Raw genomic sequence first — 17,900 nt, 5'->3', positions numbered from 1 at the left:
TTATTTACCTCTTTTCTTAGCTGGTCTTCTTTTTGGTTTTGAAGCAGTATCTTCTGATTTCTCAGCAGGAATTCCTTTAGCTAAAACTTCACCTTTGAAAATCCAAACTTTTATACCTATACAACCATAAGCTGTATGTGCCTCAGCAAAACCATAATCAATTCTAGCTCTTAAAGTATGTAATGGAACTCTTCCCTCTAAATACCACTCAGTTCTAGCCATTTCAGCTCCACCAAGTCTTCCAGAAACAGATACTTTAATACCTTTTGCTCCACCTTTTAATGCATTTTGCATAACTCTTTTCATAGCTCTTCTAAATGCAACTCTTCTTTCTAATTGTTGAGCAACATTTTCAGCAGATAATTGAGCTGATATTTGAGGTTTTCTTTCCTCTTTAATATTAACTGCAATCTCTTTTCCTACTAATTTTGATAAAGAATCTTTTAGTTTTTCAACATCTGCACCTTTTTTACCAATGATAATTCCAGGTCTAGCAGCAACTACTGTAACTCTTACTTTTTTAGCAGTTCTTTCAATAACTGTTTGAGCAATTCCAGCATAATATAACTCTTTCTTAACAAATTTTCTAATTTTGTCATCTTCAGCTACATTTGCAGGCATTGTTTCAAATTTTGGGAACCATCTTGAATCCCAATTTCTATTAATACCTAATCTTAAACCTATTGGATTAACTTTTTGACCCATTATTTGTCTCCTTTTGTTGCAGCAGCTACTTCAATCATAATATGTGCAGTTGGTTTATGCTTTGGTGAAGCTGAACCTCTTGCTCTTGGAGTAAATCTTTTAAGAACTGGACCTTTATCCACTCTAGCCGATGTGATAACTGCATCAACAGGATCTAAACCAGAATTTGCAACAGCAGAAGCTATTACTTTAGAAATAATTCCAGCAGCTTTATTTGGAGTAAATTGTAAAGATGCAATAGCATACTCTGCATTCATTCCTTGAACTTCTCTTGTAATAAGTCTTGCTTTAATTGGAGAAACTCTAATAAATTTTAATATTGCTCTTGCCATTATTACGCCTTTCTCTGAACAGAACCTTTATGGCCCTTAAATGTTCTAGTTGGTGCAAATTCACCTAATTTATATCCAACATGATTTTCTGTAATATTAACTGGTACAAAATTTCTTCCATTATGTACATTGAATGTTAATCCAATCATATCTGGTAATATTGTCGATCTTCTTGACCAAGTTTTAATTGGTTTTTTGTCTTTTGAACTATTAGCAGCTACAACTTTTTTTAATAAGTGTGCATCTATAAATGGTCCTTTTTTTACTGATCTTGCCATCTTAAACCCTTACTTCTTTCTTCTTGAAATGATTAGTTTATCACTAGCTTTTTTCTTTCTAGTTTTATAACCTTTAGTTGGCATACCCCATGGAGTAACAGGATGTCTTCCAGAGTTAGTTTTACCTTCCCCTCCACCGTGTGGGTGATCAATAGGGTTCATCGCAGATCCTCTAGTTTGAGGTCTAACTCCTAAGTATCTATTTCTACCAGCTTTTCCAACTACCATATTAATATAATCTTCATTACCAACTACACCTATTGTAGCCATACAAACACCAAGGATTTTTCTCATTTCTCCAGAAGGTAATCTTAAGATAACATATTTGTCTTCTCTACCCATAATTTGTGCATATCCACCAGCAGATCTAGCAAACTGTGCACCTTTACCTGGTTTTAACTCAACATTGTGAACCATTGTTCCAACAGGGATGTTACTTAATCTCATAGCGTTACCTGGTAAAATATCTAGTCCAGACTCAGCTGATTGAACTTTATCTCCAACTTTTAACCCAGATGGTTGAATAATATATCTTTTATCTCCATCTAAGTATGAAACTAAACAAATTCTGCAGTTTCTATATGGATCGTATTCAACAGTTGCAATCGTACCTTCTATTCCAAACTTATCTCTTTTAAAATCGATAATTCTATATAGTTTTTTAGCACCTGCTTCTTTGTGTCTTGATGTTATTCTACCATTATTATTTCTACCAGCATTTGCTTTTACTCTTACAAGTAAAGATCTTACTGTTGGTTTTGAAGTAATATCAGAACTCTCAATAACTGACATAAATCTTCTAGCAGGAGTTATTGGTCTAAATTTTTTAATTGACATTCTTTACTCCTTATGCTGATAGGTTCGCAATAGCTGCGCCTTCTGGTAATGTTACATAGAATTTTTTGAAATCAGCTCTTTTACCAATTTTTCCTCTAAATCTTTTAACTTTACCATCTTGTCTTAAAGAATTAATTTTTGATGGAGTTACTCCAAAATATTCTTTAAACACTTCTTTTAAACCGTTTTTAGTCATTTTTGGACTAGTTTGAACAACGATTACACCATTTTCTTGAAGCTCAATTGTTTTTTCTGTATATAAAATTGATTTAATATCTGTAATATCTGCCATCTTAAGCCTCTTTAGTTAATACTTCTAGTACTGATTTTTCAATTAGTACAGAGTGGTAAACTGCAATTAAGTAAGCATTTACTTCTTGCTTTTCAACCATATAACAGTTTTTAATATTTCTAAATGCTAAATAAGTTTTTTCATCAATTGTATCAACAACAATTAATGTATCTCTTTTATTTAATTTATTTAAAACTGCAACTGCATCTTTAGTTTTACCTGATTCAACTTTAAATGAATCCACAACAAAAAGTGAACCATTATTAGCTTGTGCATTTAAAGCATATTTAAGTGCTAAAGCTTTTTGTTTTTTATTTACTTTTTGATCATAGTTTCTTTTAGTAGGTCCAAAAGCTTGTCCCCCACCAACAAATAAAGGAGATCTTTTAGAACCCCATCTAGCAGCACCACTACCTTTTTGAGCTTTAGGTTTTTTACCACCACCACTCACTTCAGCTCTAGTTTTTGCTCTAGCAGTATTTGCTCTTAAAGAAGCTAAATATGATTTAACATATAAATATAAGTTATGTTTATTAATTTCTTCATAACTTGCTGGTAAAACTACTTCACCATTATTTTCAAATTTTTCATTTAATACTATTGCTTTACTCATTTAGCAACCTTTACTTTACCTAATGTTCCATTTGCACCAGATACTGAACCTTTTAATACTAAAATTCCAGTTTCAGCATCAAATGAAAGAACTTCATTTTTTACAGATACATTTGTATTTCCGTATTGTCCTGGCATTTTTTTACCTGGTTGAACTCTTCCTGGAAATTCACAGTTACCAATTGAACCTGTTCTTTTTCCCATTCTATGTCCGTGAGAACTTCTACCACCAGCAAAATTCCATCTTTTTACAGCACCAGAGAAACCTCTACCTTTTGTTTTAAAAGTTGTTTTAACTACTTTTGCTTCACCTAAACCAGAAACATCTAAATCTCCAGCTTCTGAATTAGCTACACTAATTGTTGCAAATCTATTAAACTCTTTTGATAGATTATATTTTTTTTGTTGTCCCTCGATAGCTTTGTTAAATTTTTTACCATTGCTATAAGATACAAGTGCTACACCTTCAGTAACTTGACATACCTTTGTATCAAGAACTTTTAAAAGTGTAACCGCTGTACTTGGAACAGATACTGTTCTACTCATACCGATTTTTTGAACTATAAATTCCATCTTGTATTACCCTTTCTTAATTATTCTTGACCCATTGATCTTACTTCAACATCAACTTCAGGAGCTAAGTCTAATTTCATTAAAGAATCAACAGTATCTGCAGTTGCAGAGATGATGTCAATCATTCTTGAATGAACTCTAATTTCAAATTGCTCTCTTGAATCTTTGTTTACGTGAGGACCTTTGATAACTGTATATCTTCTGATTTTTGTAGGAAGAGGGATAGGACCTCTTAAATCAGCACCAGTTCTTTTAACAGCTTCAACAATTGAAGCAACACTTCTGTCTAAAACTCTATGATCATAAGCTTTAAGCTTTAATCTGATTTTTTCCATATATTTTTTCCTTTAAAGAACTCGTTAGACACCAAAAAAATGGCTCTAACCACATTAAGTGGACGCGGATTATAACTTAATTCATCTAAAATGTCAATATTTATGGTAGTTTTCAGAAAATATTCTAAAATTTATTTCCTTACAACAAGGAATATATTCTAATATAATCATATAAATAAGTATTTCTTAAGATTATACATTTTAAAGATAAATAAAATGATTTTATGTATAAATATTGTATATTGCTTATTAATTTTGCTTCAAAAAGGAGTTAATAATGAAACGAGATATTATTGTAATTGGTGCTGGAATTATGGGTTTAACTACAGCTTATGAGCTTTTCAAAGCAGGTAGAAAAGTTACAATTATAGATGAAAGCGATATTACAAATTCAACATCTTTTGGAAATGCTGGTTTGTTATCTGCTTTTGACAAAGGTCCACTTGCAAATCCTGGGATTGTATTTAATACATTAAAACTAATGATTAAAGGTCAATCACCTGTAAATATACATCCTACTTTAGATATAACAATATATAAATGGTTATGGAAATTTATTAATAGTGCAAATAAAGATAGATTAAAAAGGACACTTGCATTATTTGAAAAATATGGGGATATTTCAAATAATATTTATGAAAATATGCAAAGTGTTGATAGTTTAGATTTAGACTTTCACAGAAATGGAATGCTATCTATTTTTACAGAACAAAAAAGTTATGATAAGAAGCTAATTGATTATTCAGTCAAAAATGATGATATTTTTGAAATTATTGAAAAAAATAAAATTAAAGATTTTATTCCTTGTGTTACAAATGATATTAAAGGAGCCATTCATTTTAAAAGAAATACACATTTTGATCCTAAAAAAGTTATGTTAGAATTAAAAAGATATTTAAAAGAAAATGGAGTTGAATTTATATTAAATGAACGAATTTCAAATATTGTATATTCTGATAAAAAAATAGAATCAATTAGTTCTGCTCTAAATACTTATGAAGCTGATACATATATATTATCAACTGGTTTTCAAACTAATTTAGTAGATAAATTAAAACAAAGTCTTATGATGACTCCAGCAAAAGGATATAGTTTAACTTTTAAAATGCCTAAAGAATTACAACCTATTACTTCAACACTATTTTCTGATTTATTTATTGTTATGACACCAAGAAGAGATGATGTAAGAATTACATCAAAACTAGAAATAGGTTCTACTAACCATAAAATAGTAAAAAAACAAATAGAAAGTATAAAAGAGAATTTTAAAAAATATACTATTCCTTTTGAAATGGAAAATATTACTGAATGGACAGGATTTAGACCATTAACCCCTAATGATATGCCACTAATAGGAAGAGATGAAAAGTATAAAAATTTAATTTATGGAATGGGATTAGGATGGTTAGGAATGACATTTGGTCCAGCACTTGCTTCTATAATAAAAGATTTAATTGTAAATAACCTAGAAAATAAAAATTGTGATGATATACTTTTATTTTCAGGATTTTATCAAGGTAAATACTAATAAATGTAGGTTATTTTCCTACATTTATTCCACAATTTAGGCAATACTCTAAACCTTTTATACTACTTTTATGACAATTTTCACACTCAATTTTTAACTGATGTTGGCAACAAGGACAATAATTCATAACATTATAATCTACTCTATTAGCACAATTATTACAAATATTTTTATTATAAGATTCTATTTTTGTTATTTTATTATCTTTTAATTTTTCATTACTCTCTTTAAATCTCTTTTGTATTTTAATTATAATAAATACAAAAATTACAACAAAGACTACAATTAAAAGATAGTAAACAACAAATGGTATTTCAATATTATAAAAAAATTCAATTAATTTTGCTATAAATACTTTCGGTAAGAATTTATAAATTATCATAAATATTGTATATAAAGTTGGTATAAGTGTAACAATTAAAAGATTTTTAAATACAATATATAATATATATTTTTCATTTTTTATAAATCTTTTCATTAAATAAAAGAATATAAGAAGCATTGGTAGTAAAAATAATAAAGTTACAATATCAATTTTATAATAATACATTTTGTATGTATCTTCTTCATCTTTTAAATAATTTTCTTTTATATTATTTACATATGAAAAAAGAGATTGAATACTTTTCGAGTTTTCAAAAGAGTTTAAAAGTTCAGTTCTTTGTTGCTTAATATTTTCTAATATTTTTAAATTATTTTCATAATTTTCTTTAATATTTTCACTATTTATATTATTTTTAATAATAGATTTATCACTATCTTGTGTAGCTATTTTCTCAAATAAAACCGTATTATAATTATTTTTTATATAGCTTATTTGTTCTTCAATGTTATATTCTTCTCTTGCGAGGTCTCTATCTTTTTTAATAAGTTCTTCAATATCAAACTCATCTTTTATATTTTTTATTAAGATAGATAACTCTTTACATCTATTATCTAATAACTCATTATTTCTTTTATATTTATCATACCTTGAATAGTAATAATCAGATTGTATACTATAATTTTTACTATAAACATAAGAATTGAAACTTTTTAAATCTCCTCTTATAGCATTTGAACAAGAACTAGAAAAAACTTGGCTTGGATGATTTACAAAATTTGTTTGAAAACTTATACCTTCAACAAGTATATAATATACGATAAGATTAAGTACTAAAATAGCTAATATTGTAATTTTTGATAATTTCTCTTTTGTACCATAGACAAAATTATTTTTATAAAATTTTTTAATAAAGTTTTTCATAATTTTCCTTACTTTGTTAAATTAGGAAGATTATATCATATAAAATATTGATTTATATTATTTTTTAATTTATTGAAAATATCTTTAAAATTAGCTGGATAAACCCTACTTCCACCAATAGTAGAGATAAAGTTAGTATCACCTATCCATCTTGGAACTAAATGGTAGTGAATATGTTGTTCTATTCCAGCTCCGGCTGCTTTACCTAAATTCATACCTATATTTACACCTTCACAAGGCATCACATCTTTTAAAAGTTTAATTGACTGTTTTACTCTTATACTCATTTGTATCCATACAATCTCATCCAAATCTTCAACATTACAAGTATGAAAGTGTGGTATCACCATAAAATGTCCAGGACTATATGGAAATTTATTCATTACAATAAAACAATATTCATCTGAAAATAGTACTTCTAGTTTTTCATCATTTAAATTTTTACTTATATGACAAAAAATACAACCTTCAATTTTTTCTTCACTTACATAGTTGTATCGCCAAGGTGCATATAAATGTTCCATAAAAAACCTTAAATAAAGTTAGGTGCATCATTTGCAAAAAGAATTAAATCACCACTTCTTGTCGTTCTTGCTAGAGTTGTTTCAAGCATTGTTTTATCTTTTAATACAAAAACTTTTTCTTCATCTATATTTGCTTTTAAAATATTTGCATTTAAACTTCCAGTTATTATAACAAAATCAAAAACTTTATCAATTTGTTTTGCCAAAAGAATATTTGCACTATCAGTTGATTCTACAAGTCCTGGAGTTATGATAACTTTTCTTCCAATATAGTTTGAACAAATATTTATAGCTTCTAGCATTCCTTCTAAATTTCCATTAAAAGAATCATCTATTATTACTTTTCCATTTGCTTCAATTCTTTGTAATCTATGTTCAACTTGAGGTAAAGTTGTAAATGCTTCATTTATTTCTAAAACACTCATTCCTAAGTAATTTGCTGTTAAAACAACTGCAGCTAAATTTATAGCATTAAAGCTTCCTAAAATAGGTGCATAAAAATGCTCAATTTGTCCATTTAGTTCCATATCAAACCAAAGTCCAGACAAATCACTTTTTACTATATAAAGATTATTTGGAAACTCTTCTATTCTTTCACTTAATACAGCATTTGCGCTACTATGTACAAATGCTTTTTCAAGCCTAGGAGACAATAAAAGTTCTTTTTTTGTATTTTTAATATTTTCTAAAGTCTTAAAATACTCAATATGTTGTTCTCCAACACTTCCAATAATAGAAATTTGTGGTTCTAAAAAGTTTGCTATAGTTTTTATATCTCCCTTTACTCTTGCTCCTGCTTCAGCTATATAAATTTTAGTATCAATTGGTAAATCTTTATTCACATCTAAAACTAACCCAGCAATAGTATTTACACTTCTTGGTGTTTTATAAGTCTTAAATCTATTTTTTAACACATGATATAAAAAGTTTTTTATTGATGTTTTTCCATAAGAGGCTGTAATAGCAACTATTTTTAAATCTTTATTTGAAGCTAATTTGCTTTTTGCTTTATTTTTATATATTAAAAAGAATATTTTTTCTAAGCTATTTGCCAAAACCAAAGCTATAAGAAGAGTAAAAAACAAAGATACATTTGAACAAAAACTATCATCTAGACAAAATAGAATTTGAATAAATAATATTATAAGTAAAATAGCTAAAAATCTTTTAACTCTTGAAGTTAATACCAATTGTCTATCTAGCTTTTTATTCCATAAAATAAAACTTACTAAATATATAACAAAGAAATATATCTCAAAGTATGGACTTGGTATTAAAAAAAATAGAACTATTGGAGATAGAAAAAATGTTAAATGCCACTGCCATTTATGATGTTTAAATATAACTCTGCTTAATTTATAATTGTACCACTGTAAGTTGGTAATCAAGTACCAACCCAAACTCATAACTAAAACTATTTTTGTAACAATATTAAGATATTCCATTTTCTATTCTCTCACAGATATTTTTTGAATGCTTTAAAAAAAAGTAGTGGTCACCACTATAAGAAGTAAATTTTGAATTTTTTATCAATCTTGATATTTTTTCTCCAGATTTTAAAGAAGTTGCATTATCTTTTTCTCCCCAAAAAATCAAAGTGTTATTTTTAAAATTTGAAAAATATGTTGAAAAATCTTCATCTACAACATTTTTAAAAGTTGCATACATATTTTCACTCATTTTATCTACATCTTTGCTTCTAAAAACTTTTGTAAAGTTTTTTAAACCTAAACTATTTAAAAGTTTTGCAAAAAATATTTTTAATTTTACACTTAAAGGTTTTTTTTCTAAAATACCTGCACTACTAAGCAAAACTAGATTTTTTGGATTCAATAAGGTTGCCACTTTTCCACCAAAAGAGTGTCCAACAATAATATCTTTTGAACTATCAAGCAATCTTAAAAATTCATCACAAATTTTTGCATAATCTTTTGTTGTTAAAATATAGTTATTTGGACTCTTCCCAAATCCAGACATATCCAAATAAATATGTCTAAAATCTTTTAAATAGTTTGAAAAAGCATTTTTCATAATTTCTTTATTTGAACCCCAACCATGTAAAAAAACTATATCTTTTTTAGAATTAGGATTTACAATATCGTAAGAAATTTCAAAGTTTTTATTATCTAAAGTAAAGCTTTTTAGTGCCAAAAGACTATTTTCCCTTACTTGCTTGGATTTTATTTACATATTCATAAGTTATAGGGATATGTTTTTTTATTGGTAAATTCTTTGCTAAATCATTAAATATTTTATTGAAATCTTCAAATAAATAGTTTGCCATAGAACCTGGAATTGAGTTAATCTCATTTAGATAAACTTTATTATCAATCACAAAAAAATCACATCTAATTATAGAGCCTTCAAATAAAGTATTGTAAAGTTTTTTGAAGCTATCTTTTATTTCATTGTTTAGTTTTTCACCTAAATCAACCTCTTTTGCTTTTGAAGTTCTTGAGAAATCTAAATATTTTTTATCAAAATCTAAAAATTCAGCTTTTTGTGGTTCTTCTATAATTGAAAAAATAAACTCTCCATTTATCTTCGTTCCAGCTAAGTTATACTCTTTTACTCCACTTACAAATGGTTCAATAATAATTGCATCATCAAACTCAAAAGCTACATCTAAAGCATATTGTAGCTCTTCTTGATTTTTTACAATAGATACTCCAATAGAACTTCCCAATTTTACGGGTTTTAAAATAACTGGGAACATATCAACTTTTATATTATCATTCTTTGTAAAATATTTATAATCAAGTGTATTTACATCAACACTTGAAGCATAGCCTTTTGTTAAAAATTTATTTGAGCTAATAACACAAGCTTCTGTTCGAGGAGCAATAAAAGGAATACTATAAAAATCTAGAACTGAAGATAAAATACCATCTTCTCCATCTCCTCCATGAGAAAGATTTAAAACGATATCAAAATCTATATTTTGCTCTTTCTTAAATAATCCAGAAATTTTATAAAAGCCACCTTTTTTTAAAAAAACTTTATCAAATTTTTTATATTCACTACTACTAAAAAGTTTTGAATTTATTTTTGAAGCTGGAATTTCATATAAATCTCTATCTTTATCTATAAAAATATATGCTAATTCATTTTTTAAAACATCTTTCATTGCTATTGAACTAACTATTGAAATTTCATGTTCAAAGCTCAAACCACCAAAAACTATTGCTATTTTCATTAATTTCCCTTTTATAATCTATTTTTGTAATTTTTTTAAAGCTTCTCGTACAAGTTCACTTGTAGTTGTAGAACTACAAGTTTTAAGTACATTTGCAACTAAATCTTTTTTAAATCCTAATGACTCTAAAGCCAAGGCAGCTTCTAAATTCGTATTAGAAGAATCATCATCTAAGTTATTATCAACTATAAATCCACTTAATTCAACTAAAATCCTACTTGCACCTTTTGGTCCAATGCCAGGAACCCTTTTTAACATATTAACATCATTATTACTTACAATTTGAGCAAAAGAGTTTGGAGTAAAAGTTGAACAAATAGCAAGTGCTACTTTGGGACCAACTCCATTTATTTTAATAACTGTATCAAAAAGTTTTTTTTCATTTATATCTAAAAAACCATATAAGTTTTGTGCATCTTCTCTTATTATATGAGTAATTTCAAGTTGTACATCATCTGAAACAATTTTTGAACTACAATTTAAAGAAACAAAAACTTCATAAATAACACCATTAACATTTATATTAAGATGTGTTGGTTCTTTTTTTACTATTTTACCTATTAATCCTACAATCACTTTGTTATCTTCCTAAAAAAATAATTTAATTAAATTTATACTGTTTTCTTAATATATTTTAAATAAAGTTCATTATATAATAAAACCACTTAAAAAATAAGGGTAGGAAATGTTTAACTTTATAACAAAAAGAATTAGCAATAAAATAATCTTTGCGCTATTTTTATTAATGTCTGTTAGTAGCTCGATCATTGTATATTCAACAACTACAAAAGTTACAAAGGACTCTATAGCAAATGCCAAGGAAAGTTTAGAAATGCTAAATGCATCCATATTCCAAACCTTAAGAAACACTATGAATACAGGTGATCCAGCCTTAATTGCAAAGGCAGAGGAAGAGGCACGACAGATAAAAGGAGTAAGTAACCTTACTGTTGCAAAAAGTAGAGCTTTACTTGAACTCTACCCATCTGATATCCCATATACAGATAATAAAGAAATTTTAGATAGTTTTGACTCAAAAAAACCTCAAATAATTCAAAAAAATGATACAAATGGTCATACTATTAGAATGATTAAACCAATGATTGCTACTACTGAATGTATGATGTGTCATGCAAATCAAGAAGTAGGTGATGTTATTGGAGTTATGGATTTGACATTTTCTTTAGAAGAAACAGATAATAGAATAGCTGGTTTACTAAAAGAAATTTCACTTGCTTCAATTATTTTAGGTCTTATTACTATTGGACTTATTTTTATAATTGTTAGAAAAGCTACAAGCCCTATAGAAAAACTAAAAGATGGATTTGGAAACTTATTAAATTCAAATGATACAAATATAACTTTAAATGTAAAATCTAATGATGAGATAGGAGAAGTTGCTGACTTATTTAACTCATATATGGATAAAGTTCGAGAAGGTTTAAAACAAGATGAAATAGTAATAGATGAAGTAAATGATGTTATAGAAAAAACTGCAAATGGATTCTTTATATATAAAGTTCATAAAACTGCTTCAAATCATCATGTTGAAGATTTAAAAAATAAACTTAACGTTATGATAGAAAAAACAAAAGAAACGCTAGATAAAATAAATGATACATTAAGACATTATGCTGAATCTAAATATGACTATATTTTAAAAGATGATAATATTTTTGGTAATTTAGGATCTTTAGCAAATGGAATAAAACTTGTTGGAAACAATACTTCTGAACTTCTAGCTATAGTTATGAATACAGGAAATGCTTTAAAAGATAGTACACAAACTCTTTCAGATGCATCTGGTAAATTAGCGAGTTCTTCAAATGAACAAGCAGCTTCTTTAGAAGAAACAGCTTCAGCACTTGAAGAAATAACAGCAACTATTCAAGCTAATACTAAATCAACTATTCAAATGTCCAAATTAGCTCAAGATTTAAGTGATTCTGCGAAAAGAGGTCAAAACTTAGCACAAGAAACTGCTAAATCTATGGATGATATCAATGTACAAGTAAGCTCTATAAATGATGCTATTGAAGTAATAGACCAAATAGCATTCCAAACAAACATCCTTTCATTAAATGCAGCAGTAGAAGCAGCAACAGCAGGAGAAGCAGGAAAAGGATTTGCAGTTGTAGCTCAAGAAGTGCGAAATCTAGCTTCAAGAAGTGCTGAAGCTGCAAGAGAGATAAAAGATATCGTTGAAAAAGCTACTTTAAAAGCGAATGAAGGTAAAAATATTGCAAACAATATGATAGAAGGTTATTCAGAATTAAACACAAATATATCAAATACTTTAGTAACTATTGAAGGGGTTGCAAATGCTTCTAAAGAGCAAGAAGTTGGTATTTTACAAATAAATGATGCTATTAGCTCTTTAGATTCTTCAACACAAAAGAATGCTCAAGTTGCTGATGAAATATCTAATATGGCAACATCAATTGCTTCAATGTCAAGTTCTCTTGTAACAGCAGCTTCAAGAGCTTCATTTATAAAAGATAGTTTAAATAAAGTTTCTGATGTTGATTTAGTATTCGATACAGCATTATTAAAAGTAAATCTTTTAAAAAATAAAGATGAAATATATTCAAAATTAGGAAATTATAAACCATTTACCATAAATGATAATAGCTTTATAAAAGAATGGTTAAATAATAATCAAAACTCTAATAAAATAAAAGATATTGATACTATAGAAAATATTAAAAATTTAGATGGAATATTACATAAGAATTTACAAGAACTAGTAAATTCTAACTCAAATAGAGATAAAAATGAGATTCTAAATTCAAAAGCTAGTAAAGTTGAAAAAAGTACAAATGATATTTTTGATAGTTTAGATAGTATAAAACTTAATAATAAAAAAGGGTAATTCCTTTTTTATTGTTGCATACTTTTTATAAGCTCTTCTAACTCATCAGAATTTAAACTATCTTCCCCAGCATAGATTGTTTTTGCACTTGGTGCAAAATTATATTGTGATTTATCTATATCATTATTATCACATACAAAATTCACAACTTTTTCTAGTGTTTGTCTATGAAAGTCTTGTCTTTGTAAAACTCCGTAAATATTTGATATAAATTCTAGAATTTTATCTTTTTTATGTATTGGTATTTTTAAGTTTTCAATAACATTTGAAATATTTTCTAGATTATCAAATATTTCTATAGAATCAGTTTCTGTTTCTTTTATAACTTCACAAAGTTCTGTGATTAGTTCTTCATATTTCATATTATATCCTTGTGTTAAAATATAATTTCATATTAACTAAATATATCTTAATTAACTAATGTAAAATCTCAGCAATTAATTCTGTTGCATAAGAACCTTTTGGAAGATAAAATTGCAATTCAATCCAATTTTTATCTTCTTTATAATTACTTTGTAAATTTTCAGGGAAAATCCAAGCAAATCTTCTAGCACCATCTTCAGGTATATCAACTTGGAATTCTTTTTCTATATCAAAAGCAATATTTTCAGAAACTTTTACTCGTTTTCCACTTAAAAGACCTGTTGGTACTCTATCTCTTACCAAAAACTTTTCACCCTCTTCTTCTACATTATCTATTGTAAATATTTTCCCAAATGGATAATGAGATAATAAATCTCCATTTAAAAGTTTAAAAGGATGTTTTTGAATTTTTGCTTTTTTTATATCTTCTAAAGGTAATTTTAATTTTTCATATATTTCTTTTGGTTCAAAAGTATCTATTAATTTTGAAATCTCAATTCGTTTTGATAGCCAAGAATTAAAAAGATAACTTTGATAAGCATTAATATACATCTGTTTTAGATTTCTATTTCTCTCTTTTAATTTACCATCAATTATATCTTTCCCTTTTAGGTAATTGTTTCCATCAATTCCAAATCTTTGAAATCCAAAATAATTTGGCATACCAAAATTTCCAATTTGACTTAAAACTTCTTCAATTTTTCTTTTTTCTACAAGTCCAACTCTTTTAAGTCTTATAAAAAAATTATTTCCTTTTAAGTGACCTATTTTTATCTTATTATTATGATATGTTGTTTCAAGAATTTTTATATTTTCATGAGAAAAATCTTTTAAAGAATCTTCAAATTTTCTATGTATTGAAATATGTTGAATTGTCATAGCATTTTTATCTTTCAGTCCAGCATATCCAAATTCTCGTGTACTACAATTTAAAAATCTAGCTAATATTTCTATTGCATCCCAAGTTGCCAAATCTTTTTTTCTAAGCTTTATTATTAAATGCTCTCCACTAGCACTAAATTCGTAAAGTGGTATTTCTGTAACAACAAAATCATCTTTACTTTGTTTAAAAACAACATCTATTTTTGAATGATTTAAATATCTTTGTAACTGCAATTTCTTTCCTTAATCTTTAAAATGGTGATTTTTATACTCTGTTTTAAACTCTCCATTTATTGCTTTTGCAAAAATATTGAGTTTTACATTATATTTTTTAGCTATTTTTTCTATTTTTTCTTTGTTTTTTTCATCAAAAGTAAAAAGTAACTCATACTCTTCTCCTGATATTCCTATATCTTCACTTATATTTTCAAAAAATTCAAAACCTATTTTTGAAGATTTTGAAAGCTTCTCTAAATCTAAAAAAAGTCCATCTGAAATATCCATAGAAGCATTAACATATTTTGAAATATGATAAAAGAACTCTGGATTTAAAATAGGTTTTATAAACTTTGAATTTTTAGATATCTTATCATTTTTAAAAAGCTTCTCTAAATCTTTTCTTGATTCTCCCAATGTCCCAGTATAACAAACTAAATCACCATTCTTAGCTCCTGTCCTAAAAATCGGATTTGAAGTTTTTGAAACTATTGTGATACTAATATCTAACTTTTCATTTTGTATAGTATCTCCACCAATTATTTTTATATCAAACTCTTTACAAGCTTTCTTAAAACCTTTTGTTAAACTTTTTAAATCTTTATTTGTATAAGTCTTGGGGATTGCGACACTTAAAAGTGCATATTTTGGCTTTGCATTCATAGCTATTGCATCTGAAATATTTACAATCATAGATTTATAAGCTATTTGTTTTAAACTCATCCACTCTTTTTTAAAGTGTACATTTTCAAAAAAAGCATCCATAGAGTAAACAAATCCATCTATAAAAGCTCCATCATCACCAATATACTTACTATTTGAAATATGTTTTATAAAAAAATCTTCTTTATTCATAAAGAGGATTATATCAAAGCTAAACAAAAATTTGGGGATTAAAAAGAGAGAAAATAAAATTTAATAGAAACCTACTTTACAATGCGACTTTTCGCATTGTTAGGTAAGAATATTAATCTTTTATAAAAGAGCAACAATAATCAACTAGGCTATGAACTCTTAACTTATATTTTGTATTTACAGGAATCTCAAATGATGCAGGTCCTTCAAACATTTGCCAATCTTGTGCAGGTAAAAGTAATTCCAAATTACCTCTTTGAATATCAATAACTGCTTTATTTACAGTATTTAATTCATACTCTCCAGCAAGCATAATTCCTAAAGTTTTTTTAGAACCATCTTCAAATGTTATAGATCTGCTAGTTATATTTCCATCATATAAAATATTTGCGGCTTTAGCTATTGAAACACCTTTGAAATCTGACATTTGGTCTCCTTAATTGAATTGCGAATTATTATATCACATATATTATACTAAAATATTAAAAAAGTAGCATTCTTTTGTTATAATCAAAAAAATAAAAAAAGGTGTAACTATGAGTATCCAAAAAGAATTAGAAAAGCTAATAAAAAATGATGTATTAGTGGAAATTGAAGAGTATATTGATGATTTATTTGAAATTATTGCTTCAAAAAAAGATGATCATGAAATCAAAGAAGAACTAATAAATATGCAAGAAATGAAAAAAGAGTTTGAATCTTTACTTATTGAGTTAGAAAACGATGAATTATCTGATGAAGAGTGTGAAGAATTAATTGAAGAGATAAATACTATGAAAGCAGATAGTTTTGTAGAAGAAGAATAAAATTATGCAAGGCTACATAATTGATATAAAACCTGTAAAGGATGATGATTTAATAGTTACAATTCTATGTGAAAATGAACTTATTACTTCTTATAGATTTTATGGAGCAAGGCATTCTAATATCAATATAGGCTATAAAATTGATTTTGAATTAGAAGTTACAAAATCAAATATTGCTAGGCTTAAAGATGTTATGCAGTTAGGGTTTCCTTGGATATTAAATATTCAAAAAATGTATTGTTGGCAAAGATATTTAAAACTTTTTTATGCTCATTTAAAAGATTTAGAAGAGTTGGATGGTTTTTATTTTTATTTACTTGAAAATTTAGTTAAAAAAATAGAAAAACAAAATGTATTAAGAGCAATAATCGAATCATATATATCTATTTTAGAAAATGAAGGTAGATTACATTTTGATTTTGAATGTTTAATTTGTGAAATAAGAATAGAAGATAAGCTTTGTTTGTTAAGAGGTTTTTTACCTACTCATAAAAACTGTATAAAAGCAAATATATTTAATTTACAAAAGATTAAAGACCTTTTCTATACTAAATCAACTATAGGTTTAAATGATGAAGAGATAGAAAAATTATGGGACATAATATTGCTTGGATTATGATATAACTTCATCTACTCTAGTTTGTAAAATTTTTATAGAATTTTGTAAATTATTTGTATCAAGATTATATAGTTTAGCTTTTTTTATTGCCTTTTCTATACTTTTATCACTTAACGGATCTGTAATAATTGCTACTGTTTTTATAACATCTAATATTTGTGCAATTTTCTTAAATTCATCATGAACACTATTTACATTATCAATAAACTCTATTGAATTTATTAAATTAGAACTAAGCTTCCAATGTTTAAAAACTTGTGCCGTAACATAAGAAGTTGTAACTCCAAAAAATTCACGCTCAATATCTTCTATACTACTTTCTCCAGCCTTTATCTTTTCTCTAAATTCTTCTTCTTTATTTTCACTTTTTATAAAATCAGCTAATATAAATTTTCCTATATCATGTAATAATGCTGGTAAAATTATCTCTTCTTTTAATTTTGGTTCAAAATTATTAAGCCAAAGATTTGCTAAAACAGAAGAAATATTTGATGATCTCATAAAATCATTATTTGTTATACCATAAGGTTCCAAATTAGATTTTAAAAGTTTTTGTGTGCTTGTTGAAATTGCAATAGAAACTGTAAAATTAATTCCTAAAAGACTAATAGCCCTTAATGGAGTTTCCACTTTTGAACGAAATCCAAACATAGCAGAATTAGAAATTTTTAAAAGATTTGTTACTATTAAAGCATCTTTTTCAATAATCTTAAGTAATTCTGTTATTTCTTTATCACTTTTTCTTCTAAATTCTTCAATTTCACTTACAGTTCTTGGTAAAGGAGGAAGAGCCTCTACCCTTGTTAATATTGCTTTTAATTGCAACATA

General features: G+C 26.6%; 23 protein-coding genes. 4 read left to right on the top strand and 19 right to left on the bottom strand.

What is annotated here, in order from left to right; genetic code table 11:
• The 8 genes from rpsC to rpsJ are packed head-to-tail and all read right to left on the bottom strand — an operon-like array spanning position 1 to position 3,964.
• A complete protein-coding gene (gene rpsC, locus ALANTH_RS03765) occupies positions 1-705 on the bottom strand; it encodes a 30S ribosomal protein S3 (RefSeq protein WP_026803522.1) in 705 nt (234 codons plus the stop codon).
• Positions 705-1,037, bottom strand: a complete 333-nt coding sequence (gene rplV / locus ALANTH_RS03760) for a 50S ribosomal protein L22 (RefSeq protein WP_026807542.1) — start codon at positions 1,035-1,037, stop codon at positions 705-707. The genes rpsC and rplV overlap by 1 nt, the downstream gene beginning before the upstream one ends.
• A gap of 2 nt (positions 1,038-1,039) precedes the next feature.
• The gene (rpsS, locus tag ALANTH_RS03755) at positions 1,040-1,315 is read right to left on the bottom strand and encodes a 30S ribosomal protein S19 (RefSeq protein WP_026803520.1); all 276 of its coding nucleotides are present in this window, start codon (positions 1,313-1,315) and stop codon (positions 1,040-1,042) included.
• Between the two features lie 9 nt (positions 1,316-1,324).
• Positions 1,325-2,152 carry a 50S ribosomal protein L2 gene (rplB, locus tag ALANTH_RS03750; protein WP_026803519.1) on the bottom strand — a complete coding sequence of 276 codons (828 nt, stop codon included), beginning with the start codon at positions 2,150-2,152 and terminating at the stop codon, positions 1,325-1,327.
• 10 nt (positions 2,153-2,162) lie between these two features.
• The gene (locus tag ALANTH_RS03745; protein ID WP_026803518.1) at positions 2,163-2,444 is read right to left on the bottom strand and encodes a 50S ribosomal protein L23; all 282 of its coding nucleotides are present in this window, start codon (positions 2,442-2,444) and stop codon (positions 2,163-2,165) included.
• Position 2,445: 1 nt separating this feature from the next.
• Positions 2,446-3,057, bottom strand: coding sequence for a 50S ribosomal protein L4 (gene rplD, locus ALANTH_RS03740; RefSeq protein WP_026807541.1), 612 nt, complete (start codon positions 3,055-3,057; stop codon positions 2,446-2,448).
• A complete protein-coding gene (gene rplC / locus ALANTH_RS03735; protein ID WP_026807540.1) occupies positions 3,054-3,629 on the bottom strand; it encodes a 50S ribosomal protein L3 in 576 nt (191 codons plus the stop codon). The genes rplD and rplC overlap by 4 nt, the downstream gene beginning before the upstream one ends.
• 20 nt (positions 3,630-3,649) lie before the next feature.
• Positions 3,650-3,964, bottom strand: coding sequence for a 30S ribosomal protein S10 (gene rpsJ, locus ALANTH_RS03730; RefSeq protein WP_026803515.1), 315 nt, complete (start codon positions 3,962-3,964; stop codon positions 3,650-3,652).
• A gap of 277 nt (positions 3,965-4,241) precedes the next feature.
• Between rpsJ and ALANTH_RS03725 the strand changes: the two genes are divergently transcribed.
• Entirely contained in the window at positions 4,242-5,492 is a 1,251-nt protein-coding gene (locus tag ALANTH_RS03725; RefSeq protein ID WP_026807539.1) for an NAD(P)/FAD-dependent oxidoreductase, read from the top strand.
• A gap of 10 nt (positions 5,493-5,502) precedes the next feature.
• Here ALANTH_RS03725 and ALANTH_RS03720 read toward each other — a convergent pair whose 3' ends face one another.
• From ALANTH_RS03720 to ruvA, 6 genes are read right to left on the bottom strand one after another with little or no spacing between them, the layout of a single operon-like run.
• Entirely contained in the window at positions 5,503-6,738 is a 1,236-nt protein-coding gene (locus ALANTH_RS03720; RefSeq protein ID WP_026807538.1) for a zinc ribbon domain-containing protein, read from the bottom strand.
• Positions 6,739-6,773: 35 nt separating this feature from the next.
• Positions 6,774-7,262: an HIT family protein gene (locus ALANTH_RS03715; RefSeq protein WP_026803512.1), complete on the bottom strand. Its 489-nt coding sequence runs from the start codon at positions 7,260-7,262 to the stop codon at positions 6,774-6,776.
• An 8-nt stretch (positions 7,263-7,270) separates the two neighbouring features.
• Positions 7,271-8,707 (bottom strand): Mur ligase family protein, encoded by a 1,437-nt coding sequence (locus tag ALANTH_RS03710; protein WP_026807537.1) that lies wholly within the window; start codon positions 8,705-8,707, stop codon positions 7,271-7,273.
• A complete protein-coding gene (locus ALANTH_RS03705; protein ID WP_026807536.1) occupies positions 8,694-9,413 on the bottom strand; it encodes an alpha/beta fold hydrolase in 720 nt (239 codons plus the stop codon). Before ALANTH_RS03705 ends, ALANTH_RS03710 begins: the two co-directional genes overlap by 14 nt.
• Positions 9,414-9,417: 4 nt before the next feature.
• A complete protein-coding gene (locus ALANTH_RS03700) occupies positions 9,418-10,458 on the bottom strand; it encodes a D-alanine--D-alanine ligase (RefSeq protein WP_026807535.1) in 1,041 nt (346 codons plus the stop codon).
• Positions 10,459-10,476: 18 nt separating this feature from the next.
• The gene (gene ruvA, locus ALANTH_RS03695; RefSeq protein ID WP_026803508.1) at positions 10,477-11,034 is read right to left on the bottom strand and encodes a Holliday junction branch migration protein RuvA; all 558 of its coding nucleotides are present in this window, start codon (positions 11,032-11,034) and stop codon (positions 10,477-10,479) included.
• Between the two features lie 109 nt (positions 11,035-11,143).
• On the opposite strand from ruvA, the gene ALANTH_RS03690 reads away from it, so the two are divergent.
• Positions 11,144-13,330 (top strand): methyl-accepting chemotaxis protein, encoded by a 2,187-nt coding sequence (locus tag ALANTH_RS03690; protein WP_026807534.1) that lies wholly within the window; start codon positions 11,144-11,146, stop codon positions 13,328-13,330.
• 8 nt (positions 13,331-13,338) lie between these two features.
• On the opposite strand, the gene ALANTH_RS03685 is transcribed toward ALANTH_RS03690, so the two are convergent.
• The 4 genes from ALANTH_RS03685 to ppnP all read right to left on the bottom strand — a co-directional run bounded on the left by ALANTH_RS03685 (position 13,339) and on the right by ppnP (position 16,073).
• Entirely contained in the window at positions 13,339-13,692 is a 354-nt protein-coding gene (locus ALANTH_RS03685) for a hypothetical protein (protein WP_026807533.1), read from the bottom strand.
• Between the two features lie 55 nt (positions 13,693-13,747).
• Positions 13,748-14,809, bottom strand: coding sequence for a tRNA pseudouridine(13) synthase TruD (gene truD / locus ALANTH_RS03680; RefSeq protein WP_026807532.1), 1,062 nt, complete (start codon positions 14,807-14,809; stop codon positions 13,748-13,750).
• Positions 14,810-14,818: 9 nt separating this feature from the next.
• Entirely contained in the window at positions 14,819-15,646 is an 828-nt protein-coding gene (locus tag ALANTH_RS03675; RefSeq protein ID WP_026807531.1) for a thiamine-phosphate kinase, read from the bottom strand.
• A 112-nt stretch (positions 15,647-15,758) separates the two neighbouring features.
• Complete coding sequence (gene ppnP / locus ALANTH_RS03670; RefSeq protein WP_026803503.1) at positions 15,759-16,073, bottom strand: pyrimidine/purine nucleoside phosphorylase; 315 nt, start codon at positions 16,071-16,073, stop codon at positions 15,759-15,761.
• Between the two features lie 109 nt (positions 16,074-16,182).
• Between ppnP and ALANTH_RS03665 the strand changes: the two genes are divergently transcribed.
• Together ALANTH_RS03665 and recO are read left to right on the top strand one after the other, a co-directional pair.
• Positions 16,183-16,452, top strand: a complete 270-nt coding sequence (locus tag ALANTH_RS03665) for a hypothetical protein (RefSeq protein WP_026807530.1) — start codon at positions 16,183-16,185, stop codon at positions 16,450-16,452.
• Between the two features lie 4 nt (positions 16,453-16,456).
• Positions 16,457-17,071, top strand: coding sequence for a recombination protein RecO (recO, locus tag ALANTH_RS03660; RefSeq protein ID WP_026807529.1), 615 nt, complete (start codon positions 16,457-16,459; stop codon positions 17,069-17,071).
• Here the strand turns inward: recO and ALANTH_RS03655 are convergent.
• A complete protein-coding gene (locus ALANTH_RS03655) occupies positions 17,066-17,899 on the bottom strand; it encodes an HDOD domain-containing protein (protein WP_026807528.1) in 834 nt (277 codons plus the stop codon). The genes recO and ALANTH_RS03655 overlap by 6 nt on opposite strands.
• Position 17,900: the final 1 nt, after the last annotated feature.

The sequence above is a fragment of the Aliarcobacter lanthieri genome (assembly GCF_013201625.1).
GTDB lineage: Bacteria > Campylobacterota > Campylobacteria > Campylobacterales > Arcobacteraceae > Aliarcobacter > Aliarcobacter lanthieri.
The sequence above is the reverse complement of the archived record's forward strand: the minus strand, read 5'-3'. Positions and strand labels throughout refer to the sequence as shown.